This window comes from Pseudomonas sp. Leaf127 (genome assembly GCF_001423155.1).
Taxonomy (GTDB): Bacteria; Pseudomonadota; Gammaproteobacteria; order Pseudomonadales; family Pseudomonadaceae; genus Aquipseudomonas; species Aquipseudomonas ovata.
Window position 1 is genome coordinate 96,879 of record NZ_LMOA01000020.1, and the last position, 24,029, is coordinate 120,907.

Consider the following 24,029-nt stretch of genomic DNA (forward strand, 5'->3'; position numbering starts at 1 on the left):
CTCAAATGCCTGAAACACCGCATGTATTGATGCTGTGCAATGACCGCCAGATCGACCGCAGGATTCTCTTGCAGGCAGACAGCCTTCACGAGGCCGGCTGGCAGGTGACGATCCTGGCCATGCCGCATGACGCGCCCGCCATGGACGACCCGCGCGTCGTGCGCATCGGGGCCGGTCGGGAAGTGACTGCTCGTCGTGAAAATCATGTCCTGGAGGCTTATCGTCTGGTTCGGCGTTACCTGCCGATGAATGGCCGGTTGATGCGTATGCTCAAGTCGATGGCCTGGCGTTGGGTGGTCGATCAGGAGCATTTCTATCTGAATCTGTTTCTGGCGCCGGGACGTGCGCACCGTGCGCAAGTGGTCGTTGCGCATGACCTGCCGATGTTGGCCGTGGCGCACACGCTGGCTAAAGAATGGCAGGCCCGACTGGTGTACGACAGCCATGAGCTTTACAGCGAGCAGGAATTTGCCCGTTGGCAGCAGGTGACGTGGGCGGAAATCGAGCGGCGGCATATCCAGGCCTGCGACCGGATCATTACGGTCAATCCCTCGATTGCCGGTGAGCTTGAGCAACGCTATGGTCTGTCCGGTGTCTCCGTCATTTACAACGCCGAGCGGGTCGATTCGCTGTTGCCACGCTCGCGTTATTTACACGAACGCTTCGGCATCAAGGCCGATCATCGGATTCTATTGTTTCAGGGTGGGCTGTCGGCCGGTCGTCATCTGGAAGTACTGGTCCAGGCCATGGCGCAGCTCAAGACGAGCGATATTCATCTGGTCTTGCTCGGGGATGGCCAATTGGCCGAATCCTTGCGTCGCCTTATCGGCCGCCTGGGGTTGCAGGGACGGGTGCACCTTCACGCTACAGTGTCCCAGGGCCGTCTGTTGTCGATCACCTGCGCGGCCGACGCAGGCATCATTCCCTATCAGGCGATATGCCTGAACAATTACTACTGCACGCCCAACAAACTGTTCGAGTTCATCGCTGCCGGCCTGCCTGTTCTGGCCAGTGATCTTCCCGAGTTGCGTCGTCTGGTACACGACCAGCAGATCGGCCAGGTCGGCGACTTGAGCAGTGCCGCCCGATTGGCGCTTGCCATTGATGAATTCTTCAGTGACAGGCTACGCCTGCAGGCCTGGCGCAGCACCCTGCAGCAGGTGCGCCAGACCCTGAACTGGCAATGTGAGGGCGAGAAACTCAAGCAGATCTATGAGGACCTCAAGTGAAAGTGGCCGTGATCTATCAGTATTATCAGGGCCATGAGGCACCGGGACATTCGCTGGTCTATGAGCTGACCCAGCATCTGGCCGAACGCGGACATGAAGTGACCGTGGTGTCGGGCGAGACCGGTTACATGCGTACGGACCCTCCTTCACGGCCTTGGTATCGAAGGCTGTTACGCCGCGAACGCGATGGTGCGGTCAATATCATTCGTACCTTTACCTACACTCAATTGCACCGTAGTTATCTTGGTCGGTTGCTCGGTTTCATCTCGTTTTCGTTGACGGCCCCCATCGGCCTGCTGCGCGTGCCTCGACCGGACGTGGTGCTGGCCTCGTCGCCGCCGATCTTCCCGATGCTTCCGGTATGGCTGGTATGCAAGCTGCGCGGCATCCCACTGGTGTTCGAGGTGCGTGACCTGTGGCCTTCCTCGGCGGTGCAGATGGGCATCCTGCGCAACCGGCTGCTCATTTCAGTCATGTCATGGATGGAGCGATTGCTTTATCGCCATGCTGCTCGCATCGTCACGCTCACCGCCGGGATTCGCGATGACATCGCCGCCCGTGGCTGGCCGGTCGAAAAGCTGCAAGTCATTACCTGCGGCATTGACCGGCACATGCTGTTTCCGGACCTGCCGGCAGGTCAATGCATTCGTCGCGAGCTGGGTTGGGAGCACTGTCATATCGTCCTTTACCTCGGTGCGATGGGAGACGCCAATAATCTGGATGTGCTGCTTGAAGCCGCACGTCATAGCCAGGATGAACGCCTGCGTTACCTGCTGGTAGGCGATGGCATGCGCAGGCCTTGGCTGCAGGCGCGTGTCGAAGCGCTGGGGCTTGATAACGTGCGTATTCTGCCGCCTGTGCCCAAGCATCAGGCGCGTGCCTATATCAATGCAGCCGACATCTGCGTCGTGACGCTGCTGGATATTCCATTGTTCCTGGGGGCCATCCCGACCAAGCTACTCGATTACATGGCGTGTGCCCGCCCTGTGTTGTGCGGGGTGGCCGGCGAGGCCGGGCAAATTGTCGAGAAGGCCGGCGCCGGTATTCTATTTGCTCCCAATGATGCTTCGCGACTGGCCGAACTGGTGGAGCAACTGCGCCATGACCAGGATGACTGTCTGCTCATGGGGCAGCGTGCTCATGCTTATGTGCGCGAGCATTTCGATGCTCAGCACAATCGTAGCGCCATGGAAGCATTGCTGATCAGTGTCGCCAAGGGCTGAAAAGAGTACTGTGTCAGGCATCACATCGATGAACAGGGATGCCCGCATGACCATTCGCTGGATTTCGCTGCCGGCCCTGCTGCTGGCATTGAGCAGTACGGCTCAGGCCGCCGATTGCCCGGCTCTGTTGCGGGGTGAGTTGCCCATGCTGCGAGCCAAGGAGACGATCAACCTGTGCGAGCGTTATGCGGGCAAACCGCTGGTGGTGGTCAATACCGCCAGCTTTTGTGGCTTTACCTCGCAGTTCAAGGGGCTTGAGGCCCTGAACCAGCAGTACAAGGCCCAAGGCCTGGAAGTGCTGGGCGTGCCGTCCAATGACTTCAAGCAGGAGTCCGGCGATGGCGAAGAAACGGCCAAGGTCTGCTACGTCAATTACGGCGTGACCTTCACGATGACCGAGCCGCAGCCTGTGCGTGGCAGCGATGCCATACCCTTGTTCAAGGGGTTGGCCGAGCAGGGCGGGGCGCCGCGCTGGAACTTCTACAAGTATGTAATCGACCGCCAGGGCAAGGTGATTGCCTATTTTGCCAGCACGACCAAGCCGGATGATCCGGAGCTGCTGGCCGCCGTGGAAAAGGCCATTGCCTCGAAGCCTTGAGCAGACAGCGTTGAAGGCCGCCATGAAAAAGCCCACGATCCCTGGTCAGGATCGCGGGCTTTTTCATGGCTTGCCGTACGCTTAGAACTTGTAGGTCAGCGACGTACCCACCGTATGGGCGCTGTTGCGGAAGTCGGCATTGTAGGTGCCCTTGGTGGCGCTGCTGTCACGCAGCTTGGCCTCGTCTTCACGCAGGTACAGGTAGGCGACATCGATGGTGATGTCGTCGGTCGGGCTCCAGCCGGCACCGAAGCTGACAATCTTGCGATCGCCGGTCGGGATGCGTGGCGAACGGTGCGAGTTGCTGACCGGCGACTGGTCCATGGCCAGGCCGGCGCGCAGGGTCCACTCGCGGTTGACCTTGTAGGCGGCGCCGATGGCGTGGTACCAGGTGTCACGCCATTCCTGCGGCTCGGAAATCAGGCCGATGGTCGGGGTCAGCGGCGCCGGGGTCTTGTTGACCACGTCGATGGTCTCCAGGCGGCTCCAGCGTGTCCAGGTGCTGCCGGCGTAGATCGTCCACTGGTCGTCCAGTTGATGGGTGACCGAGAAGTCGACCGACTCCGGCGTGTTCAGGTCGAGCGAGGCGTCGTACTTCTGGCCACTGAAAGGCCCGAACCCAGGGCCTTCGACCTTGGTCTTGCCCTTGAGGGTGTAGTCGACCTTGGAGTGATAGGTCAGGCCCAGGCGCGTAGCGTCGGTGGCCTGGACCATCAGGCCGACGTTGAAGCCTACGGCGGTGTCGTCGCCGGTGATGGTGACCTTGCCGTCGTTGCGGCCTGGGGTGGCGGCGGTCAGGGTCCTGGAGCTCAGCTCACCTTCGATGCGGTTGATGGTCGGGCCGAAGCCGATCGAGACCTTGTCGTTGAAGGCGTAGCTGATGGTCGGCTGGATGGTCACGACCTTGACTTCGCTCTTGTCCGACCAGTAGCGGCCGGCAAAGCCGCTTTCATAGTCGGTCAGCAGGCCATAGGGGGCGTAGACGCCCAGGCCGAAGGTCCATTGCTCATTGAGCGGTTTGATGTAGTAACCCATGGGTACTGCAACCACCGGCACCATGTCGCCGTCGTTGCTGCCACCGAAGGTGCCCCGCCCATCGTTGATGTCGGTCTTGGCGAAGATGGCCGCCGCGCCGAAGCTGACCTGCTCGCGCTTGATGCGCGACATGCCGGCCGGGTTGCCGTATACGGTGCTGGCGTCTTCGCCGGCCGAGGAGCGCCCGGCGAAGCTGGTGCCCATGCCGCTGATGCTTTGTTCGTTGAGGGCGAAGCCGGAAGCGAGTAGATGGGAAGAAGCGAGACAGGCCGCAAATCCAAGTGTGGTCTTGAGCATTGGTTTTTTCATTATTAGTACTCCATGAGAATCACGGCGTCGAAAGTATCAACATTTTTTACAGTGCGCCATAGGCTGAAGAGTGCGAAATAGAGCCTTTTCTTGTAGGACAATCCGACATTTGTGTCGCGAACGTCTGCGAACGTGTCAAACGGGAAGAAACTTCACGCTGTGGCAAAGAGAGGTGCAACACTGATTTGCCATGCTGTTACGAAATCTCTCAGGCAGCCTTGGGGCTGAAATATCTGGCGCCATATTCGGGCCATGGCCAAAGGGTCGTCTTCTGCTGGCACGACAATAGCCTTGGCCTGGATCATCAGCCAGGCGATGGCCGTGGCGTAACGCAGATTGACGGTCAGTTCCAGATGAGGGCCGGTGAGAAAGGCATGCTGGCTGGCCAGGCCACGTACGCGGCTGGCGAGATCGGGGTCCCGCGCCAGGTAGGTGTCCCACAACTGCTGATGGCGTTGTTCGCGGATATGGTAAAGACCATGTCCGCGGCGGCTGTCCAGGGCGGCGCCCAGGGATGACTGGCTGGCGGCAATGCCCAGCAGCAGTGCTTCGGCACTGCAGGAGTGGTGGCCCAGGTAGGCCAGGGTTGGACGAATGACGTGACGGTGCAAATGTACGGCTGCAATACCCATAAGACAGTCCGCTCACTTTGGGAAGTGGCCGACGGGTCTGGGCGCGTGGCAGCGATTGATCAAGGCAGACCCGTCAGGAGCGGCAGGCCGCTCAAGTTCAAGTCTAGTGTCAAATTTGCGAGGTAAAGGCCTGTTTATAAATCATTTGCCGTTATTCAATCGCATGCCTAGATCGGTTGGCGATTAGCCTGCCGATCCAGGGCATTGTATTCGACTCAGGCTGCGAGGGCCTGGCGGGTGCGGTCGATGATGGCTTGCAACGGTGCGGCGCTGGCGTATTGCTCTGGATACAGGCGCTCGCTGTGGCGGGCGATGCCGTGTTCGTTGACCAGCGTGAAGCTGAAGCTGCCCTTGCGTGAGGCAAGGATCAGGCAGTTCATCGGAGCAAAGGCGTGGGTCAGGGCGCTGATGGCTTTCTGGGTGTGGATGTTTTGAATAGTCATGAGTTGAAAAATGTTTCCTGAACGGCATCCTTGGATGCCGCATATCCATAAGGATTCCAGTAAAACGCGGGCCTACAGATGATGTGTGGGCTGTGGCCGGGCGCAGAACCTGACTGGAATAAAAGCAGTCGGTTGAAGCGCGTCATATTATGAGAGGTGCGCTTGGGCTGACTGGTAGGTACTTGAGAGGACAGGCAACACGACAGGAGCTAAGGTTCCGTGCTCCGGGTGCAGATCCTGATCAATTGCAGGCGGGTTTGTGAGACATGGGCCTTGATCGTACAGCGCATCTTCGGCGGCTGCAGCAAGGGGCATGTCCGGGGAACCGGCGATGAAGTCGCTCTGTTTATCCATAATGCCTGCATGAGGTCATTGAGGAGAGCGTACGTGATCGACCTGGGAGAATTGATATTCAGCTTGGTACTAACGGCGAGCAGCCTAGCGCATTCCAAAGGCGAATAAAAGCCCCTGTCTGTATTTATTTTCCGAGACCGTACAGCGCCTTGTGACTAGGGTCTGTTGCCGTTTCATCACGGCCGCGCCGGCGCCCGTTTTGCCGCGAGGCAAGGCAGGCGCCGCGAAGTCTGGTCATTCCAGATGAGTGGCGWGCCCAATCTCGCCTGGCCTGGCGAGATTGGGCCCAGCAACGCGGCTCGTGCTGAAACGGCAACAGACCCTAGCGCACGTCAGGATAGCGAACGGGTCGTGTAAGCATTTCTTGACAAGCAGAGTGACGTTAAAGGCCGGTTGTACACATTGGCAACGCAAGCTGCCACATCACTGTCACAGGATCGCCTAAGCGCTTGATTTATTGCGTTGAATTAATAAGTCAATGAAAAACATCGCTTTTTTAAACTGGTGAAAAAATCGACAGTTTGAGCCAAAGCCCCATGCTGCGCGCCTTTGCGGGGGGCGAGGCGGGGTTGTCCACTGAGTTATCCACAGCTTCTGTGGATTGTCCCAAGGCATGTCCGGGTGTATCAGGGGGTTTACGCGACACAAAAAGCGCGTAAAGTGTTCGGCCCTTCTGAATTTCCCCTTGGTCTTTCGACCCTGGCGGCGCTGTTTCTTCCTTTGCCAGCCGTTGTGCGCATAATGCTGCCTGCCTACCATTGATGGAGTCGATATGGCGTTTGACCTTACCAGTCTGTTGCTGGGGCTTGGCCTTGCCGGGTTACCTCTGCTGGCACTGGCCTGGCAGTTGCAACGACGGCTGGCTGCACGCGAGGCGGCCAGTGCGTTGCTTGACGAGCGCCTGAGCATGGCGCAGCTGGCGCAGGACGGGCTGAACGCCCAACTGGATGCCAGTCGTGACGAAATCAGCGACCTGAGCGAAGCCAATGCGGCGCGCAAGGCTGACCTTGCAGCGGTACGACGCGAGGTCGAACTGTTGCGTGAAGAGTGTGATGAGCGCCGCGACGCGGTCCAGGCCTGGAATCAGGAGCGGGCAATCAAGGAGGCCGAGCTGCGGCAACTGGATGCCAGTCGTTCTGCGTTGCAGGCCGAGTTGCGCGAGCAGCAGGACAGCCATCAACAGCGCCTCAACGACTTGCAAGGCTCGCGCGATGAGCTTCGGGCACAGTTCGCCGAGCTGGCCGGCAAGATTTTCGATGAGCGTGAGCAACGCTTTGCCGAAACCAGCCAGCAGCAGCTCGGGCAGTTGCTCAATCCGCTCAAGGAACGTATCCAGTCGTTCGAAAAACGCGTTGAAGAAAGCTACCAGAGCGAGGCGCGCGAGCGTTTTTCGCTGGGCAAGGAGCTCGAGCGCCTGCAGCAGTTGAACCTGCGCCTGAGCAATGAGGCCACCAACCTGACCCAGGCCCTCAAGGGGCAGAAAACCCAGGGTAATTGGGGCGAGCTGATTCTGGAGCGGGTGCTGGAGCACGCCGGACTGGAAAAGGGGCGTGAATATCAGACCCAGGTCAGCCTCAAGAGCGCCGATGGCGAGCGTTTTCAGCCCGATGTGCTGATCATGCTGCCGGGCGACAAGCAAGTGGTGGTCGATGCCAAGGTCAGCCTGACCGCCTGGCAGCAATATGTCAGTGCTGCCGACGAGGTAATCGGCCAGGCGGCCCTCAAGCAGCATGTGCTGTCGTTGCGCAATCATGTCAAGGGCTTGTCCGGCAAGGACTACAAGCGTCTTGAGGGGTTGCACAGCCTGGACTTTGTCTTGCTGTTCGTGCCGATCGAGGCAGCCTTTGCCGCCGCATTGCAGGTGGAGCCGAACCTGTTTCAGGAAGCGTTCGACCGGCATATCGTGATTGTCAGTCCCACCACACTGTTGGCGACCCTGCGCGTGATCGACAGCCTGTGGAAGCAGGAGCGCCAGAGCCAGAATGCCCGGGAAATTGCCGAGCGTGCCGGTTGGCTGTACGACAAGTTCGTGCTGTTTATCCAGGACCTGGACGAGGTCGGCAACAGGCTGCAGCAACTGGACAAGGCTTACGGTGCGGCGCGCAACAAGCTGATCGAGGGACGTGGCAATCTGGTCAGTCGCAGCGAGCAATTGCGCTTGCTGGGTGCACGGGCCAGCAAGAGCCTGCCGGCGGACCTGCTGGAGCGGGCCATGACCGATGAGGACGGGTTGAGGCATTTGCCCGACGCTCAGCAAGCGCCATGAGTCCGTTCATCGCCCGGTGATGAAGTCGGGCCGGTTTAGTGTCACATTGCCCCTATGAAATATGATGTTTCCGGTTTGTATTCGGCTAAATACCAAAATGGCTCTAGAATCATTTCAGGCAGCCGATAGTCTAATCAGTCACAGGTGGCCGGTTTTTCCCTGAAGGGGGCATGTATGAACAGTAAAGTGCAGGAATGGCTTCATGATCTGGGTGTTGCCCTTGGTCTGATCGAAAGGCCGAAATTGCAACCCATACCGGTGCGTAACAACGACGAGCGTCGCCGCCCACGTCGATGATCACCGGTGGGTCGGTCGCCTGTGCAGGTCGCGAAGGCTCATGCCTGTCACGACCTGCGCTTTCCGGTTGGCGAACCTTTCTCGTCTGACCGCGAAGGCGAGTCTGTTTCCTGTTGCATCAACAGGATCAGGTCCACCAGCATAGGCAGTGATACATGTTCCGGACGCAGGCTTGCCCTTTCTCTGATAAAGCCCGGAAATCGACAGCCGAACAGGCTTTCGAGCCTTGCAAACAGATCGTCGACATCCTCCTTGTCCAGAACCAGTTCTGCGAACGTCGCCTCATCGTGGATAGGCGACTTGTCCACGAGAATGATGCCCAGCGCATCGAGTACCCGCTGCTTGATCCCCTCGCGATCCATTGGACCCCCAGGTGTGGTGTGCCTTGTCGAAGTTTTTGACGTTGGCTTCCATGCTTGCAGGCTAGCCCAGCCGGGCTGTGCTTGAATCGTATGCCGACGGACGCGCTGGCGCATCGGTATTTGGTGCGGCCACCGCTTGCGATAGACTGCGCGGTCTTGTCTGTGCGTCTGTCCTGGAGGTCCATCGATGTCCCGCGTGTGTTGCGAGCGCTGCCGGCGTCCGGCCAGTCATTGTTTGTGCTCCTTGATTCCGCAACTGGACAGTCGCACCCGGGTGCTGGTGCTGCAACATCCCAGCGAGGTCGACCATGCCCTGAATACGGCGCGCCTGGCTGCTCTGGGCCTGTGCAACGCTCAGCTGGAGGTGGGTGAAGTCTTCGGCAACCTGCCAGGCCTGCTCAATCAGCCCGGTTATCAGGCACGCTTGTTGTTTCCGGGCGAGGAGGCCGAAGTGCTAACCCCCGGCACCGGGACGACGCTGCCTACCTTGCTGGTGGTGCCCGACGGCACCTGGCGCAAGGCGCGCAAGCTGCTGCATCTCAACCCGATGCTGGCCGCCTTGCCCAGGATCACGCTGGGACAGGGTGCGGCGTCACGCTACCGACTGCGCAAGGCCCCGGGACCTGAGGCGTTGTCGACGCTGGAGTCGATCGTACAGGCGCTGAACGTGCTGGACGCCCCGTGTGATTTCAATCCCCTGCTGCGGCCTTTCGAAGCGTTGATCGAGGGGCAGATCGCGGCCATGGGCGAAGAAACCTTTCGTCGTAATCACACCTGAAGCCTGCCTGCCCGCCGTCATCTGGTGCGGAAAAAACACTTGGTCGTCGTATCTGTGCACAGCTGTAACTGTGCCATTGCACCGCGTGCACCTAAAATGACCAGCCTGTTCATTGTTCTGGATGCCCCGATGCATATTTCTTCCGGCCGCTGGCTGTTTGGCTTGAGCCTGGCACTGTTGACTGCGCTGTTATGGGGCATTCTGCCGGTCAAGCTCAAGCAGGTGCTGCTGGTCATGGACCCGGTGACGGTGACCTGGTATCGGCTGCTGGTGTCCGGCGCGCTGCTGTTCATCTGGCTCAAGGCCGTCAAGCGATTGCCGAGTTTCAAGCCCTTGGGGCGCAAGGGCAAGGGCCTGGTGGTCATGGCGGTGCTGGGACTGGTCGGCAACTATGTGCTGTACCTGATCGGCCTGCGGGTGCTGAGCCCGGGAACCACGCAACTGTTGATTCAGACCGGGCCGATCATGTTCCTGCTCGGCAGCATCCTGGTCTTCAAGGAGCGCTTCACGCTGGGGCAGGGCATTGGTTTGACCGTGATGGTCGTAGGCTTCGTGCTGTTTTTCAATGAACGGTTGGTAGAGCTGTTCACCTCGTTTGGCGAATACACCGCAGGCGTGCTGATCGTGCTGCTGGCCTCGCTGGTCTGGACCTTCTACGGCCTGAGCCAGAAGCAGTTGCTGACGGTGTGGGATTCGCGCCAGGTCATGATGGTGATCTACCTGTTCTGTGCGCTGCTGATCACCCCGTGGGCGCACCCGCTGGAGGCACTGCAATTGAGTCCGGTGCAGGGCTTTTTGCTGCTGGCTTGCTGCCTCAATACGCTGGTGGCCTACGGTGCCTTTGCCGAGGCCCTGGCGCATTGGGAGGCCTCGAAGGTCAGCGCCACCCTGGCCCTGACGCCACTGGTGACGCTGGTTACCGTCGCGGTCGCCGCCTGGCTGTGGCCCGCCGACGTCCAGGCCGAGCAGCTCAACCTGTTGGGATATGGCGGGGCGGTGCTGGTGGTGGCAGGTTCGGCATTGACGGCCCTGGGGCCGTCGCTGGTGGCCGTCTGGAAAGCCCGGCAGGTGAGGGTCTAGAGGAGGGCTGGCCGCCTATAGACTGCTAGCGGCGTCCCAATTGCTCAGCCTGACGAACCCATGCCTGCCGCTGGGCTTCATTGGCTGTATGAATGGGCGCGAACTCGGTCAGTCGGGTGGTCTTGATCCCGCAGAAACCCAGGATCGTACGCACCATCTGCCGATGTGCCGGCGCCCCGTAGACCCAGCGGAAATAGCGCGGCGGGGTGTCCAGCGTCACCAGCAGTTCGGCGCTGCGACCGCGTAGCAGTTCGTTGGATGGATCCTTGCGGCCATGCGTCTTGAACGCGAAACCGGGCGTGAAGGCCCGGTCGAAGAAGCCACTGAGCAGCGTCGGGATGCCGCCCCACCAGACGGGATAGACAAACACGATGTGCTCGGCCCAATGAATCTGGCGCTGGGCATCAAGCAGGTCGGCTTCCAGTATCTGGCTTTGCTCATAGCCGTTATGCAGCACCGGATCGAACGCCAGGGAGCCGAGCCTGATGGCGCGCACCACATGCCCCTGGCTGCGTGCGCCCTGGGCATAGGCATCACCCAGGGCATGACAGAGGCTGCTGGCCTTTGGCGTGCCATGAATCACCAGGATGCGTTTGCCATTACCTTCCAGTGGCGTAGCGCCACTGCGTGCATCAGCCATGACTGCCAGCCTCAAGCATCTTTTCCGGGCGTACCCAGGCGTCGAACTCCTCTTCGGTCAGATAACCCAGGTCCAGCGCTGCCTGGCGCAAGGTCAGGCCTTCGGTATAAGCCTTCTTGGCAATCTGCGCCGATTTGTCATAACCGATGTGCGGGTTGAGGGCGGTGACCAGCATCAGGCCGCGCTCCAGGTGCTCGGCCATCTTCTGCGCATCAGGCTCAAGGCCGACAATGCAGTGTTCGTTGAAGTTGCGGCAGCCGTCGGCCAGTAACTCGATGGACTCCAGCAGGTTATGGATGATCACCGGCTTGTAGACATTGAGCTGCAGATGCCCCTGGCTGGCGGCAAAGCCAATGGTGACATCGTTGCCCATGACCTGGCAGGCGAGCATCGACAAGGCTTCGCACTGGGTCGGGTTGACCTTGCCGGGCATGATCGAGCTGCCTGGCTCGTTGGCCGGCAGGCGCACCTCGGCCAGGCCGCCGCGCGGGCCGGAACCCAGCAGGCGCAGGTCGTTGGCAATTTTCATCAGGCTGGTGGCCAGGGTCTTGAGCGCACCCGACAGGGCGGCCAGCGGCTCGTGACCTGCCAGGGCGGCAAACTTGTTGGGTGCGGTGACGAATGGCAGGCCTGACAAGGCCGCCAGTTCTGCAGCCACGGCCTCGGCAAAGCCCTTGGGTGCATTGAGTCCGGTGCCCACGGCGGTGCCGCCCTGTGCCAGTTCGAAGACCGCCGGCAAGGTGGCGCGGATGGCTTTTTGCGAATAATCGAGCTGGGCGACAAAACCGGACAATTCCTGGCCAAAGGTGATCGGCGTGGCGTCCATCATGTGGGTGCGGCCGGTCTTGACCAGGTGGCTGTGTCGCGCGGCCTGTTCGGCCAAGCCGTTGGAGAGTTCGGCGATGGCGGGCAGCAACTGTTCTTTGACGGCTTGGGCCGCCGCGATGTGCATGGCGGTGGGGAAGCAGTCATTGGAGCTTTGCGAGCGGTTGACGTGATCGTTGGGATGCACCGGCGCCTTGCCGCCGCGGCCGTTGCCAGCCAGTTCGTTGGCGCGCCCGGCGATGACTTCGTTGACGTTCATGTTGCTCTGGGTGCCGCTGCCGGTCTGCCACACCACCAGCGGGAACTGCTCGTCATGTTCGCCGGCCAGGATCTCGTCAGCCGCCTGCTCGATCAGGCGGGCAATGTCGGCCGGCAGGTCGCCGTTGCGGTCGTTGACCCGGGCGGCGGCCTTCTTGATCAGGGTCAGGGCATGCACGACCTGCAGCGGCATGCGCTGGCGACCAATGGCGAAGTTGATCAGCGAGCGCTGGGTCTGCGCACCCCAATAGGCGTCTTCAGGGACTTCGATCGGACCAAGGCTGTCGGTTTCAGTACGGCTCACAGGGCTGCTCCTTCAATGTGCATTACGGCCATCTTCCTCTCTTGGCCGGGTGCCAGGAGAGCCACCAGTTTAGGCGCTATTGAAGGCTTTCAGTTCCCGGTGATTGAACTTTTGCGCAAAAGCACAGGGCTTGAGCCGCGTGCAGACATGGGCGCAGAATGACCGGCCTTGAGGTCATGCCTCGTCTGCTGAAAAAGGAAAATCGATGACCCGTTTTCGTGCCACATTCGCCGTGCTGGTCCTGGCCTGTGCCAGCGGTCAGGTGTTTGCCGATACCGCCAGCCATAATGCCAGCGCCGAAACGCTTCTCAACCTGACCAATGCCGACAAGCTGGCTACGCCGATGTACGCCCAGGCCCAGCAACTGTTTGCCCAGCGTTTTGCCGAAGCCAAGGCTCCGGCCTCGAAGAAGGCGCTGCTGGAAACCTACCAGGCCAAGGCCAATACCGCCCTCGACCAGGCGATCGGCTGGAACAAGCTCAAGCCGGACATGGTGCGCATCTACACCAACAATTTCACCGAGGCCGAACTCAAGGAGCTGGTCAGCTTCTACCAGTCGCCACTGGGCAAGAAAGTGCTGAGCAAGATGCCCGAACTGGCCCAGCAGTCAGTGATGCTGGTACAGACCAAGTCGCAAAGCGCCGTGCCGGTGGTCAACAAGCTGCTGACCGACATGAGCGCCGAGCTTGAGCCTGGCAAGGCCCAGGCGCCGGCCACCAAGACACCCTGAGACATTTCCATGAGCATGCAACAGCGTATCGAGGCCACTCTGGCCGTCCTGCAACCCCGGCACCTGCAGGTGCTGGATGAGAGCCACATGCATAGCCGCGGCCTGGAAACGCACTACAAGGCAGTGCTGGTCAGCGAGCAGTTCCAGGGGCTCAATGCGGTCAAGCGCCACCAGAAGGTCTACGGTGCGCTGGGCGAGCTGATGGGGCAATTCCATGCCCTGGCGCTGCACACCTACACGCCCGAGGAATGGGCGAAAACCGGCGCCGCGCCGTCGTCGCCGACCTGCGGTGGCGGTCACGCCTGACCCACAGGGCGGCCTTTGCTGGCTGCCTGGCACAGGCCACAGGCATTCGATTGATCCGGGTCATTGATCCGGATCAATTGAATGCCGCTGTCGGCCGCATGTCTGTTTTTGCTAGAATCCGCGCCGCGCCGTCCAGGCTGCCTGTTTTCCTTTCGGTTTTTCCCGTTAAGCTCTTTTTCATCCGGTAGGCCCTTTGCGAGGGTCGCCACCTGGAGATATTCATGACTCAACCGTCGATGCCCCAGCCAATCGTCGTGGCTGCCCTGTACAAGTTCGTCACCCTTGAAGATTACGTCGAGCTGCGCGAGCCGCTGCTCAAGGCGATGGTCGACAATGATGTCAAAGGCACGCTGCTGCTGGCCGAGGAAGGCATCAACGGTACGGTGTCCGGTACCCGTGAAGGCATCGATGGCCTACTGGCCTGGCTGCGCAGCGATGCACGGATGGTCGATATCGACCACAAGGAGTCGATGTGCGACGAGCAGCCGTTCTACCGCACCAAGGTCAAGCTCAAGAAAGAGATCGTGACCCTGGGCGTGCCGGGCGTCGACCCGAACAAGGCAGTCGGCACCTATGTCGAGCCCAAGGACTGGAATGCGCTGATCAGCGACCCCGAAGTGCTGCTGATCGACACCCGCAACGACTATGAAGTCTCGATCGGCACCTTCGAGGGCGCCATCGACCCCAAGACCACGTCGTTTCGCGAATTTCCCGACTACATCAAGGCCCACTTCGACCCTGCCGTGCACAAGAAAGTCGCCATGTTCTGCACCGGCGGCATTCGCTGCGAGAAGGCCTCAAGCTACATGCTGGGCGAGGGTTTCGAGGAGGTCTACCACCTCAAGGGCGGCATTCTCAAATACCTTGAGCAAGTCCCCCAGGAGCAGACCAAATGGAATGGCGACTGTTTCGTGTTCGATAATCGCGTGACCGTGCGCCACGATCTGACCGAAGGCGACTACGATCAGTGCCATGCCTGCCGCACCCCGGTCAGCGTCGAAGACCGTGCCAGCGAGCACTACACCCCGGGCATCAGTTGCCCCCATTGCTGGAACACGCTGAGCGAAAAGACCCGGCGCAGCGCCATCGACCGGCAGAAACAGATCGAACTGGCCAAGGCGCGCAATCAGCCGCATCCCATTGGCTTCAACTACCGTCAGCAACCGGAGGCCTGAGCCATGTCCGCTCGCCTGGTGTATGTCATGGACCCGATGTGTTCCTGGTGCTGGGGCTTTGCTCCGGTCGCCGAAGCGTTGGTGCACCAGGCCCGGGAGGGCGGTGTAGCCCTGCATCTGGTCATGGGGGGACTGCGTGCCAACGATGCGCCGCTGGAGGCTTCGACGCGCCGCTATATCCTCGATCACTGGCAATCGGTGGCGCAAACCACCGGCCAGCCGTTTGCGTTCGAAGGTGCCTTGCCCGAAGGGTTTGTCTACGACACCACGCCTGCCTGTCGCGCAGTGGTTGCAGCCAGGCAGCTTGATCCGGTGGCGGCCTGGCAACTGGTCGGCCTGATCCAGCAGGCGTTCTATGCCCAGGGGCGTGACGTGACCCAGCCGGCAATACTGGTCGAACTGGCCGGGCAGGCCGGTCTGCCACGCCAGGGGTTCGCCGAGGCGTTTGACAGCACCGCCAGCCTGGTCGCGACCCAGGCCGATTTCAGCTGGGCCCAGGGCCTGGGCATTGCCGGCTTTCCGACCCTGCTGGCCGAGCGCAACGGGCAACTGGCCCTGCTGACCAATGGTTATCAACCTCTGGATACCCTGGCCCCCTTGCTGGCGCGCTGGCTGGAGCGTGCCGCCAGTGCCTGACAGCCCCGGTGACACGGCCAGGCCCAGGCCGCTGACGGGTCCCGGTGATCGACTGAGCTGGGCTGAAATCCGCCGCTTGGCCCTGCAGCATAAAAAAGCCTTGTGGACGGCCAACGGGGTGGCCGTCATGGCCACATTGTGCAGTGTGCCGATTCCGTTGCTGTTGCCGCTGCTGGTCGATGAGGTGTTGCTCGGTCACGGTAATACGGCCCTGCGCTACATGGACCGGCTGCTGCCCGAAGGCTTGCAGAAGGCGGTCGGCTACATCGGCCTGATGCTGCTGCTGACCTTGTTGCTGCGCCTGGGCGCCTTGCTCTTCAACGTTTTGCAGGCCCGTCTGTTTGCCCGCTTGTCCAAGGACATTGTCTACCGCATCCGCCTGCGGCTGATCGAGCGCCTCAAGCGCATTGCCTTGCGTGAATATGAAAGCCTGGGCAGTGGCACGGTGACCACGCATCTGGTCACCGACCTGGACACGCTGGACAAGTTCGTCGGCGAAACCCTGAGCCGTTTTCTGGTGGCCATGCTGAGCCTGGCGGGAACTTCGGCCATTCTGGTATGGATGCACTGGAAGCTGGCGCTGCTGATTTTGCTGTTCAATCCACTGGTGATCATGGCTACGGTGCGCCTGGGCAAGCGGGTCAAGCACCTCAAGAAGCAGGAAAACGACAGCACCGCGCGGTTCACCGAGAGCCTGAGCGAGACCCTGGACGCGATCCAGGAGGTGCGGGCCAGCAACCGGCAGGAATTCTTTCTGGGGCGCCTGGGGTTGCGTGCCCGTGAAGTGCGCGATTATGCCGTCAATTCGCAGTGGAAAAGCGATGCGTCAAGTCGTGCCAGTGCGCTGCTGTTTCAGTTTGGCATCGACATCTTTCGTGCGGCCGCGATGCTTACGGTGCTGTTCTCGGACCTGTCCATCGGCCAGATGCTGGCAGTGTTCAGCTACCTGTGGTTCATGATCAGTCCGGTCGAACAATTGTTGAACCTGCAATACGCCTTTTATGCTGCCGGGGGGGCATTGAGCCGGATCAACGAGCTGTTGGCGCGGGCTGACGAGCCGCATTACCCGGGCGGCGCCGACCCTTTCAAAGACGCTCGGACCGTGGGCATCGAGGTGCGCGGCCTGAGCTTCGGGTATGGCGCCGAGCGGGTGCTTGACCAGTTGAGCCTGTCCATTGCGCCGGGCGAGAAAGTGGCCATTGTCGGTGCCAGCGGGGGCGGCAAGAGCACGCTGGTGCAATTGCTGCTGGGCCTGTACACGCCTGACAGTGGCAGTATCCGCTTCGGCGGGGCGACCGTGCAGGACATCGGTCTTGCGCGGGTACGCGAGCAGGTGGCAGTGGTGCTGCAGCATCCGGCCCTGTTCAATGACAGCGTGCGCGCCAACCTGACCATGGGCCGTCCTTGCAGCGATGAGGCGTGCTGGCAGGCCCTGGGCATTGCGCAGTTACAGGACACCGTGCGCAGCATGCCGCTGGGGCTGGATACCATTCTGGGGCGTTCCGGCGTACGGTTGTCCGGTGGTCAGCGTCAACGCCTGGCGATTGCACGCATGGTGCTGGCCGAACCGAAGGTAGTGATTCTCGACGAAGCCACCTCGGCGCTGGACGCGGCCACCGAATACAACCTGCACCAGGCCCTTGGACGATTCCTGCAAGGGCGCACCACCTTGATCATTGCGCACCGTCTGTCGGCGGTGAAGCAGGCTGACCGGGTGCTGGTGTTCGATGACGGGCGCATTGCCGAGGATGGCGATCACCAGCAGTTGATGGCCGAGGGTGGTCTGTATGCCCGGCTCTATGGTCATCTGCAGCAAGTCTGAGGCCTGTTTCAACGTTATGCAGGGTCAATGACCGAATCGGCCTGCCGGCTCGATGGATCTGACCTAGTCTGAGGGCTGGATCATCAGTCGGCAGTCGGTGAACGCACCCCATGAAGTCCTCGCGACCCTTTGCCAGGCCCCGTTTTCTGGGCATTGTCTGGCCTTTCATTGCCGTGGCGCTGTTCCAGGCGCTGCTGGGCTGTTTCAGCCTGTACCTGATGTCGGCCGTGCGCAGCTACGTCGGTGGCGAAAGCCTGTGGTCCAAGGGCCAGAAAGACGCCATTCATGCGCTGGACCTGTATGTGCTCAGCCGCCATGAACGCGACTGGTTGCGGTATCGTCAGGCCATGCTCATTCCCGAAGGTGACCGGTTGATGCGCGAGGCGCTGGACCGGCCCGAGCCGGACACGGCCGCGGCGCGCAGCGGCATTCTGCAAGGCGGCAACCATGCGCAGGATGTCGCCGGGATCATCTGGCTGTACCGCTATTTTCGCGATGCCCCGCCCATGAAGGAGGCCCTTGGCTGGTGGGCGCTGGGCGACACCTACCTGAGCGAGCTCGACACCCTGGCGCAGAGCGTGCGTGTGCGTATCGCCCAGGGCGAGCCGACGCCTGCCGAGGTGACGGCGTGGCGCACGCAGATCGATACGCTCAACGCCAGGATCACGCCGGCAGCCGTGGCATTCAGCAATGCGCTGGGTGCAAGCTCCCGGCAAATGCTGGCGCTGCTGGTGGGCATCAACCTGATCACGGCGGCGGGCCTGATCGTGCTGGCGCTGTGGCGAACCCACAAGCTGCTGGCCTTGCGTCGTGCCGTTGCCGATGCCCTGCGTATGGAAAAGGAGCGGGCGCAGGTGACGCTTGCTTCCATCGGCGATGGCGTGATCAGCACCGACGTGCATGGCGCCATTGTCTACATGAACCCGGCCGCCGAGCAACTCACGCACTGGCAAGGCGCGCAGGCCGCCGGCATGCCTCTGGCGGCCCTGTTTCATCTGCTGGACGAGAGCGAACGTCACGACAGCTCGACGCTGATCGAGCATATCCGGCGCGGCCAGTTCAAGCGCGGCAGTGTGCATTGCCGGCTGATCCAGCGCCTGGACGGCAGCACCGTACCCGTGGCGCTGGTGGGGTCGCCGATCCACACCGACGGTCAGGTCAGTGGCATGGTGCTGGTGTTGCACGACCTGACCCAGGAGCGCCAGTACGTGGCCAATCTGTCCTGGCAGGCCGCCCACGACGCGCTGACCGGACTGGTCAATCGCAGCGAATTCGAATACCGCCTTGAGCAACTGCTAGGCCATGAGGGATCGTGCCATGCGCTGTTGTTGCTCGACCTGGACCAGTTCAAGCTGATCAACGATGGCCATGGCCATGCAGCCGGTGATCAACTGTTGCGCCATTTGTGCACCGTACTGCCGCAGAGCCTGCGTGAAGGCGACACCCTGGCGCGGCTGGGAGGCGATGAGTTCGGTATCTTGCTGTACCAGTGCTCGCCACAGAGTGCCCGGGAAATCGCCGAAGGCTTGCGGCGCATTGTCGAAAACCTGCACTTCGTCTTGAAAGGACGTACGTTCATGGTCACTGCCAGTATCGGCATGGTGCTGATCGACAGTGCTTGCCAGCGCCTGGAAGATGCCCTGCGCGGTGCTGACCTGGCCTGTTACATGGCCAAGGAAAAAGGCCGCAACCGGGTTCAGGTCTATCACCCGGACGATCTGGATCTGTCATTGCGCTCCGGCGAAATGGCCTGGATCCAGCGCCTGCACATGGCGCTCGAGGAGGATCGTTTCTGCTTGTACGCCCAGGAAATTGCCGCGCTGGATCCTGAAGGCAAGGATCATGGCCCGCGCCATATTGAAATTCTCCTGCGCCTGCGCGATGAGTCCGGCGCCATTGTCGTGCCGGACCGGTTCATCCCGGCGGCCGAACGCTTCGGGTTGATGACGACCCTGGACCGCTGGGTGGTGCGTACGGTGTTCCGGCTGCTCGCTCAGAGCCGTGAGCATGAAGCGGGTGGGGCATCGCCGGCGCTGTGCTCGATCAACCTGTCGGGGTCCAGCATTGGTGACAGCGCTTTTCTGGAGTACCTCAAGCAGCAGTTCCACAGCCATGGCGTGGCGCCAGGCATGATCTGCTTCGAGATCACCGAAACCACCGCCATTGCCGACCTGGGGCGGGCCATCGCCTTTATCAACGAACTCAAGGCGTTGGGGTGCCTGTTTTCGCTGGACGATTTTTGTGCGGGTATGTCCTCGTTCGCCTACCTCAAGCACCTGCCGGTGGACTTTCTCAAGATCGACGGCAGTTTCGTCAAGGACATGCTCGACAACACGGTCAACCGCTCGATGGTCGAGGTGATCAATCACATCGGCCATGTCATGGGCAAGCGCACCATCGCCGAATACGTCGAAACGCCATTGATCGAAGAGGTCCTGCGCGAGATGGGCGTGGATTTTGCCCAGGGCTACCTGATCGGTCGCCCAGAATTGTTGACCCGTGACAGTCTTTACAGGGAGCCGGTACGGCTTGGCGGGCGCCACTACCCACGCAAGGATTTTTCAACAGGAGTTACACAGTGATCGATACTTTCGTCAGAACCGGTCCGCTCATGGAAGCCAGCAGTTATCCCCTCTGGGCGCAGCAACTGATCAGTGACTGCAGCGAGGCCAAGGCGCGTGTAGTGGAGCACGAACTCTATCAGCGGATGCGCGACGGGCGTCTGAGTCCTGCGATCATGCGTCAGTACCTGATCGGCGGGTGGCCGGTGGTCGAGCAGTTTGCGGTGTACATGGCGCAGAACCTGACCAAGACCCGCTTTGCCCGCCACCCCGGCGAGGATATGGCGCGGCGCTGGCTGATGCGCAACATTCGTGTCGAGCTCAATCATGCCGATTACTGGGTCAACTGGTGCCAGGCCCACGATGTGAGCCTGGACGATCTCAAGGCCCAGCGCGTGCCACCCGAGCTGCATGCCCTGAGCCATTGGTGCGCACAGAGTTGCGCCAGCGACAGCCTGGCGGTGGCCATGGCGGCGACCAACTATGCCATCGAAGGCGCCACCGGGGAATGGTCGGCACTGGTGTGTTCCACGGGCGTCTATGCCGAGGGCTTCCCCGAGGCCTCACGCAAGCGGGCCATGAAGTGGCTGAAGATGCACGCCCAGTATGACGATGCCCACCCGTGGGAGGCGCTGGAGATCATCTGCACGCTGGTCGGCCGCCAGGCCAGTGAGGCCCGACAGCATGAGCTGCGCCAGGCGATCACGCGAAGCTATGACTACATGTACCTGTTTCTGGAGCGCTGCCTGCAACCTGAGCGGCAGGAGCGCAGTCGTCCGGTACGTGAACGGGCCGCGCAGTCGGCATAGCCAGGCCGTTCAGCCGGCCATCATCATCCGGTTGCGCCCCTCGCGCTTGGCCGCGTACAGGGCGCTGTCGGCGCGGCGCAGCAGGCTGTCGGTGGACTCGGCCGGCAGCAAGGTAGAGCACCCCAGGCTGATGCTCGGCCTGAGGCTGCCCAGGCTGCTGAAGTCCAGATCGTTTACGGCCTGGCGCAGGCGTTCACCCACCAGGGCTGCGGTGTCGCGGTCCGTGTTGGCGAGGATGATCACGAATTCCTCGCCGCCATAGCGGAACACCCGGTCGACATTGCGCACCTGGCTTTTCAGGGTCTGGGCGACACGCTTGAGTACCTGGTCGCCGTGGTAATGGCCATAGGTGTCGTTGATGCGCTTGAAGTGATCGATGTCCAGCATCAACAGCGACAACGGCTGGCGATGACGGCACGACGCTTCGGCTTCGCGCGACAGGGTCTGTTCCATGGCGATGCGGTTGCCGGTTTCGGTCAGCGGATCACGCATGGCGTTCTGGATGGCCAGGCGATAGAGCAGGGCATTGCGCAGCGGGTACAGCAGGTGGCTCAGCAGGCTTTCGAGCTCGGTGTGCTGCGCATCGTCCAGCGGCTGGCGCCGGTGCAGGACCAGTTCGCCGAGCGATTCGTGCTCATGGCTGAGGCTGTAGCTGGCCACCGCCAGAGTCCGTTCGCCCAAATGCAACTGCAGGTCGCTGACCGCATGGCTGTAGAGCAGGCCATCAAGGTTCAGGTAAGGCTGCAGGTTCTGAAAAAACAGGCTCAGGATGCGGTCGGCTTCCAGGCTGGTTTGCAGTTGCTGGGCCAGGAGCAGGCTCAGGTGCGGCAAATCCATGGCCGGGCGAGTGACGGGCGAACGGTCCTGCGCGCGATCCTGCGCATGCAGGTGCTGCACGACGCGGGTGTCGATATCCACTGACCCGATCCGGGTGGGAGAACTCATGTCTTCACTCCTGCGCACATTCCTTGCTGGCTGGTTGGGTTAGAGCGAAACGCGTGCCATTCGGTTCATTCATCCCTGAGTTCTTGAAAATCAACGGTTTGCTGGCAGGGTTCAGAGCAATACGGCGGCAGTTGCTTGGCGTTTTAACGGTTTTAACCGGTCAAGGCGTCAGCAGGTGTCGACTGGCCGTCACCGCTGAGCTTTCTTTATATCACTGGGCGTTGAGGGCCTGGCCATTGATGGCTGCGCTGTCGGGGCCCATCAGGTACAGGTAGACCGGCATGATCTGCTCGGGCGTCGGGTTGCGCATCGGGTCTTCCGCCGGGTACGCCTGGGCGCGCATGTCGGTGCGAGTGGCGCCCGGGTTGACGCTGTTGGCGCGTACCAGGGTCACACCGTCAAGCTCGTCGGCCAGGGTCTGCATCAGCCCTTCGGTGGCGAATTTCGAGACCCCGTAGGCACCCCAGTGGGCACGGCCCTTGCGCCCGACACTGCTGGAGGTAAAGACCACCGAGGCATCGACCGATTGCTTGAGCAGCGGCAACAGAGCGTGGGTCAGCATGTGCACGGCATTGACGTTGATGTGCATCACACGCATGAAGTGCTCGCCCGGCAAGTGCTCCAGCGGCATGCGCGGACCGATGATCGAGGCGTTGTGCAGCAGGCCGTCGAGGACCCCGAATGCATTTTCGATCATTCGCGCCAGTGCATCGTACTGCTGCGGTCCTGCCGTTTCCAGGTCAAGAGGGATCACCACCGGGGGCACGTGGCCGGCCGCGACGATCCGGTCGTGAACCTGGTTCAGGTGGGCTTCGGTCCTGCCCAGCAACAGGACAGTGGCGCCATGCGCGGCAAAGGTGCTGGCGGCAGCGGCCCCGATGCCGCGCCCGGCACCGGTGACCAGAATGACCCGGCCCTTGAGCAGGTCGGGGGATGCGGTGTAGTCGAACATCGTCAACCTCCTTGTCAATGACGTATCAGGTGCGGTATCAGCAACTGCACAGGGCGTTGTCGAGTACCTTGCGCAGCTCCAGCGGGTGGTCGACCACCACGTCGGCACCCCAATGGTCGGGGTTGTCGTTGGGATGAATGTAGCCGTAGCGTACCGCAGCGGTGCGGGTGCCGGCATCACGGCCCGACTCGATGTCACGCAGGTCGTCACCGACGAACAGCACGCTGGCAGGGTCCAGGTCCAGTTGCGTGCAGGCCAGGATCAAAGGCTCCGGGTGCGGCTTGCTGTAGGTGACATGGTCCGGGCAGATCAGCAGCGCCGAGCGCTCGGCCAGCCCCAGGCGGGCCATGATCGGTTCGGCGAAACGCACCGGCTTGTTGGTCACCACGCCCCAGATCAGGCCGGCTTTTTCGATGTCGGCGAGCAAGGTGTCCATGCCGTCGAACAGCCGGGTGTGCACGGCACAATCGGCCTGGTAGCGCTCCAGGAACTCCAGGCGCAAGGCCTCGAACTCCGGTGCGTTGGGCGACAGGGCGAAGGTCGCGGCGACCATGGCCTTGGCACCGCCGGAAATCTCGTCGCGAATCAGTTTGTCATCGACCGCCGGAAAGCCGCGTTCGGCCAGCATGGCCTGGCAGATGGCAATGAAGTCGGGCGCGGTGTCCAGCAAGGTGCCGTCCATGTCGAACAGGATTGCTCGCAGGCGCATGCTCAAGCCTCCCGTACGGTCTGGATCATGTAATTGACGTCGACATCGTTGGCCAGCTTGTAGTGCTTGGTCAGCGGGTTGTAGGTCAGGCCGATGATGTCCTTGACCTGCAGGCCCGTGGCCCGGCTCCAGGCGCCCAGTTCGGAAGGGCGGATGAATTTCTTGAAGTCATGGGTGCCGCGTGGCAGCAGGTTGAGCACGTACTCGGCGCCGACGATGGCAAACAGGTAGGCCTTGGGGTTGCGGTTGATGGTCGAGAAGAACACCTGGCCGCCCGGCTTGACCATGCGGTAGCACGCGGCGATCACCGAAGACGGGTCGGGCACGTGCTCAAGCATCTCCAGGCAGGTCACTACGTCAAACTGCTCGGGCATTTCCAGGGCCATGTCTTCGGCGGTGATCTGCCGGTACTCGACTTCCACGCCAGACTCGAGCTGGTGCAGGCGGGCCACGGCCAGCGGTGCCTCGCCCATGTCGATGCCGGTCACGGTGGCGCCGCGCAAGGCCATGGCCTCGCTGAGAATGCCACCGCCGCAGCCGACGTCGAGCACTTTCTTGCCGGCCAGGCTGACGCGCTCGTCAATCCAGTTGACGCGCAGCGGGTTGATGTCGTGCAGGGGCTTGAACTCGCTTTCGCGGTCCCACCAGCGATGGGCAAGGGCCTCGAATTTGGCGATTTCTGCGCGGTCGACGTTGCTCATGGGATGTCCCTCTTCAACTCTGGATTCGGTGTGGTCCGGCGGCCGGCGCA

Annotated in this window: 24 protein-coding genes; 14 read left to right on the top strand and 10 right to left on the bottom strand. The window is 61.4% G+C overall.

The features are described from left to right. Positions 1-5: 5 nt before the first annotated feature. Genes ASF84_RS11080 through ASF84_RS11090 form a run of 3 tightly spaced genes read left to right on the top strand, consistent with a single transcriptional unit; the run spans position 6 to position 3,050 of the window. Positions 6-1,229 (top strand): glycosyltransferase, encoded by a 1,224-nt coding sequence (locus ASF84_RS11080; protein ID WP_056838222.1) that lies wholly within the window; start codon positions 6-8, stop codon positions 1,227-1,229. Further along, a complete protein-coding gene (locus ASF84_RS11085; protein WP_056838224.1) occupies positions 1,226-2,452 on the top strand; it encodes a glycosyltransferase family 4 protein in 1,227 nt (408 codons plus the stop codon). The genes ASF84_RS11080 and ASF84_RS11085 overlap by 4 nt, the downstream gene beginning before the upstream one ends. Positions 2,453-2,498: 46 nt before the next feature. After that, positions 2,499-3,050, top strand: coding sequence for a glutathione peroxidase (locus ASF84_RS11090; protein ID WP_056839053.1), 552 nt, complete (start codon positions 2,499-2,501; stop codon positions 3,048-3,050). 81 nt (positions 3,051-3,131) lie between these two features. Here the strand turns inward: ASF84_RS11090 and ASF84_RS11095 are convergent, their stop codons facing one another. From ASF84_RS11095 to ASF84_RS11105, 3 genes are all read right to left on the bottom strand, one after another. Then, positions 3,132-4,394, bottom strand: coding sequence for an OmpP1/FadL family transporter (locus ASF84_RS11095; protein ID WP_056838226.1), 1,263 nt, complete (start codon positions 4,392-4,394; stop codon positions 3,132-3,134). Positions 4,395-4,546: 152 nt separating this feature from the next. Then, positions 4,547-5,026 carry a hypothetical protein gene (locus tag ASF84_RS11100; RefSeq protein WP_056838228.1) on the bottom strand — a complete coding sequence of 160 codons (480 nt, stop codon included), beginning with the start codon at positions 5,024-5,026 and terminating at the stop codon, positions 4,547-4,549. A 215-nt stretch (positions 5,027-5,241) separates the two neighbouring features. Next, a complete protein-coding gene (locus ASF84_RS11105; RefSeq protein ID WP_056838230.1) occupies positions 5,242-5,469 on the bottom strand; it encodes a hypothetical protein in 228 nt (75 codons plus the stop codon). Between the two features lie 1,240 nt (positions 5,470-6,709). Between ASF84_RS11105 and rmuC the strand changes: the two genes are divergently transcribed. Continuing rightward, complete coding sequence (gene rmuC, locus ASF84_RS11115; RefSeq protein ID WP_161959165.1) at positions 6,710-8,089, top strand: DNA recombination protein RmuC; 1,380 nt, start codon at positions 6,710-6,712, stop codon at positions 8,087-8,089. A 174-nt stretch (positions 8,090-8,263) separates the two neighbouring features. After that, complete coding sequence (locus ASF84_RS29980; RefSeq protein WP_109512008.1) at positions 8,264-8,386, top strand: PA1414 family protein; 123 nt, start codon at positions 8,264-8,266, stop codon at positions 8,384-8,386. Between the two features lie 47 nt (positions 8,387-8,433). On the opposite strand, the gene ASF84_RS11120 is transcribed toward ASF84_RS29980, so the two are convergent. Further along, complete coding sequence (locus ASF84_RS11120) at positions 8,434-8,748, bottom strand: hypothetical protein (protein WP_056838237.1); 315 nt, start codon at positions 8,746-8,748, stop codon at positions 8,434-8,436. 187 nt (positions 8,749-8,935) lie between these two features. Between ASF84_RS11120 and ASF84_RS11125 the strand changes: the two genes are divergently transcribed. Continuing rightward, positions 8,936-9,526 carry a tRNA-uridine aminocarboxypropyltransferase gene (locus tag ASF84_RS11125; protein WP_056838239.1) on the top strand — a complete coding sequence of 197 codons (591 nt, stop codon included), beginning with the start codon at positions 8,936-8,938 and terminating at the stop codon, positions 9,524-9,526. Positions 9,527-9,655: 129 nt separating this feature from the next. After that, positions 9,656-10,606 (top strand): DMT family transporter, encoded by a 951-nt coding sequence (locus ASF84_RS11130; RefSeq protein WP_056839056.1) that lies wholly within the window; start codon positions 9,656-9,658, stop codon positions 10,604-10,606. Between the two features lie 25 nt (positions 10,607-10,631). Here ASF84_RS11130 and ASF84_RS11135 read toward each other — a convergent pair whose 3' ends face one another. Then, positions 10,632-11,246 (bottom strand): NAD(P)H-dependent oxidoreductase, encoded by a 615-nt coding sequence (locus tag ASF84_RS11135; RefSeq protein WP_056838241.1) that lies wholly within the window; start codon positions 11,244-11,246, stop codon positions 10,632-10,634. After that, the gene (locus ASF84_RS11140) at positions 11,239-12,633 is read right to left on the bottom strand and encodes a class II fumarate hydratase (protein WP_056838243.1); all 1,395 of its coding nucleotides are present in this window, start codon (positions 12,631-12,633) and stop codon (positions 11,239-11,241) included. Before ASF84_RS11140 ends, ASF84_RS11135 begins: the two co-directional genes overlap by 8 nt. 205 nt (positions 12,634-12,838) lie before the next feature. Between ASF84_RS11140 and ASF84_RS11145 the strand changes: the two genes are divergently transcribed. The 7 genes from ASF84_RS11145 (at position 12,839) to ASF84_RS11175 (ending at position 20,672) form a co-directional block, all read left to right on the top strand. Beyond that, entirely contained in the window at positions 12,839-13,363 is a 525-nt protein-coding gene (locus ASF84_RS11145) for a DUF2059 domain-containing protein (protein ID WP_056838245.1), read from the top strand. A gap of 9 nt (positions 13,364-13,372) precedes the next feature. Continuing rightward, positions 13,373-13,669: a BolA family protein gene (locus ASF84_RS11150; RefSeq protein WP_056838247.1), complete on the top strand. Its 297-nt coding sequence runs from the start codon at positions 13,373-13,375 to the stop codon at positions 13,667-13,669. Positions 13,670-13,905: 236 nt separating this feature from the next. Further along, complete coding sequence (trhO, locus tag ASF84_RS11155) at positions 13,906-14,844, top strand: oxygen-dependent tRNA uridine(34) hydroxylase TrhO (RefSeq protein WP_056839057.1); 939 nt, start codon at positions 13,906-13,908, stop codon at positions 14,842-14,844. A gap of 3 nt (positions 14,845-14,847) precedes the next feature. Beyond that, a complete protein-coding gene (locus ASF84_RS11160; protein WP_056838249.1) occupies positions 14,848-15,480 on the top strand; it encodes a DsbA family protein in 633 nt (210 codons plus the stop codon). 31 nt (positions 15,481-15,511) lie between these two features. After that, positions 15,512-17,302, top strand: a complete 1,791-nt coding sequence (locus ASF84_RS11165) for an ABC transporter ATP-binding protein (protein ID WP_162241259.1) — start codon at positions 15,512-15,514, stop codon at positions 17,300-17,302. Positions 17,303-17,412: 110 nt separating this feature from the next. Further along, entirely contained in the window at positions 17,413-19,884 is a 2,472-nt protein-coding gene (locus ASF84_RS11170; RefSeq protein WP_056838252.1) for an EAL domain-containing protein, read from the top strand. Then, positions 19,881-20,672, top strand: a complete 792-nt coding sequence (locus tag ASF84_RS11175; RefSeq protein WP_056838254.1) for a TenA family transcriptional regulator — start codon at positions 19,881-19,883, stop codon at positions 20,670-20,672. The genes ASF84_RS11170 and ASF84_RS11175 overlap by 4 nt, the downstream gene beginning before the upstream one ends. Before the next feature lie 9 nt (positions 20,673-20,681). Here the strand turns inward: ASF84_RS11175 and ASF84_RS11180 are convergent, their stop codons facing one another. From ASF84_RS11180 to ubiG, 4 genes are all read right to left on the bottom strand, one after another. Beyond that, positions 20,682-21,617 carry a GGDEF domain-containing protein gene (locus ASF84_RS11180; RefSeq protein ID WP_056838256.1) on the bottom strand — a complete coding sequence of 312 codons (936 nt, stop codon included), beginning with the start codon at positions 21,615-21,617 and terminating at the stop codon, positions 20,682-20,684. A 211-nt stretch (positions 21,618-21,828) separates the two neighbouring features. Next, entirely contained in the window at positions 21,829-22,569 is a 741-nt protein-coding gene (locus ASF84_RS11185; protein WP_056838259.1) for a YciK family oxidoreductase, read from the bottom strand. Between the two features lie 37 nt (positions 22,570-22,606). Beyond that, the gene (gene mupP, locus ASF84_RS11190; protein WP_056838261.1) at positions 22,607-23,278 is read right to left on the bottom strand and encodes an N-acetylmuramic acid 6-phosphate phosphatase MupP; all 672 of its coding nucleotides are present in this window, start codon (positions 23,276-23,278) and stop codon (positions 22,607-22,609) included. 2 nt (positions 23,279-23,280) lie between these two features. Continuing rightward, complete coding sequence (gene ubiG / locus ASF84_RS11195) at positions 23,281-23,979, bottom strand: bifunctional 2-polyprenyl-6-hydroxyphenol methylase/3-demethylubiquinol 3-O-methyltransferase UbiG (RefSeq protein ID WP_056838263.1); 699 nt, start codon at positions 23,977-23,979, stop codon at positions 23,281-23,283. Between the last annotated feature and the right edge of the window lie 50 nt (positions 23,980-24,029).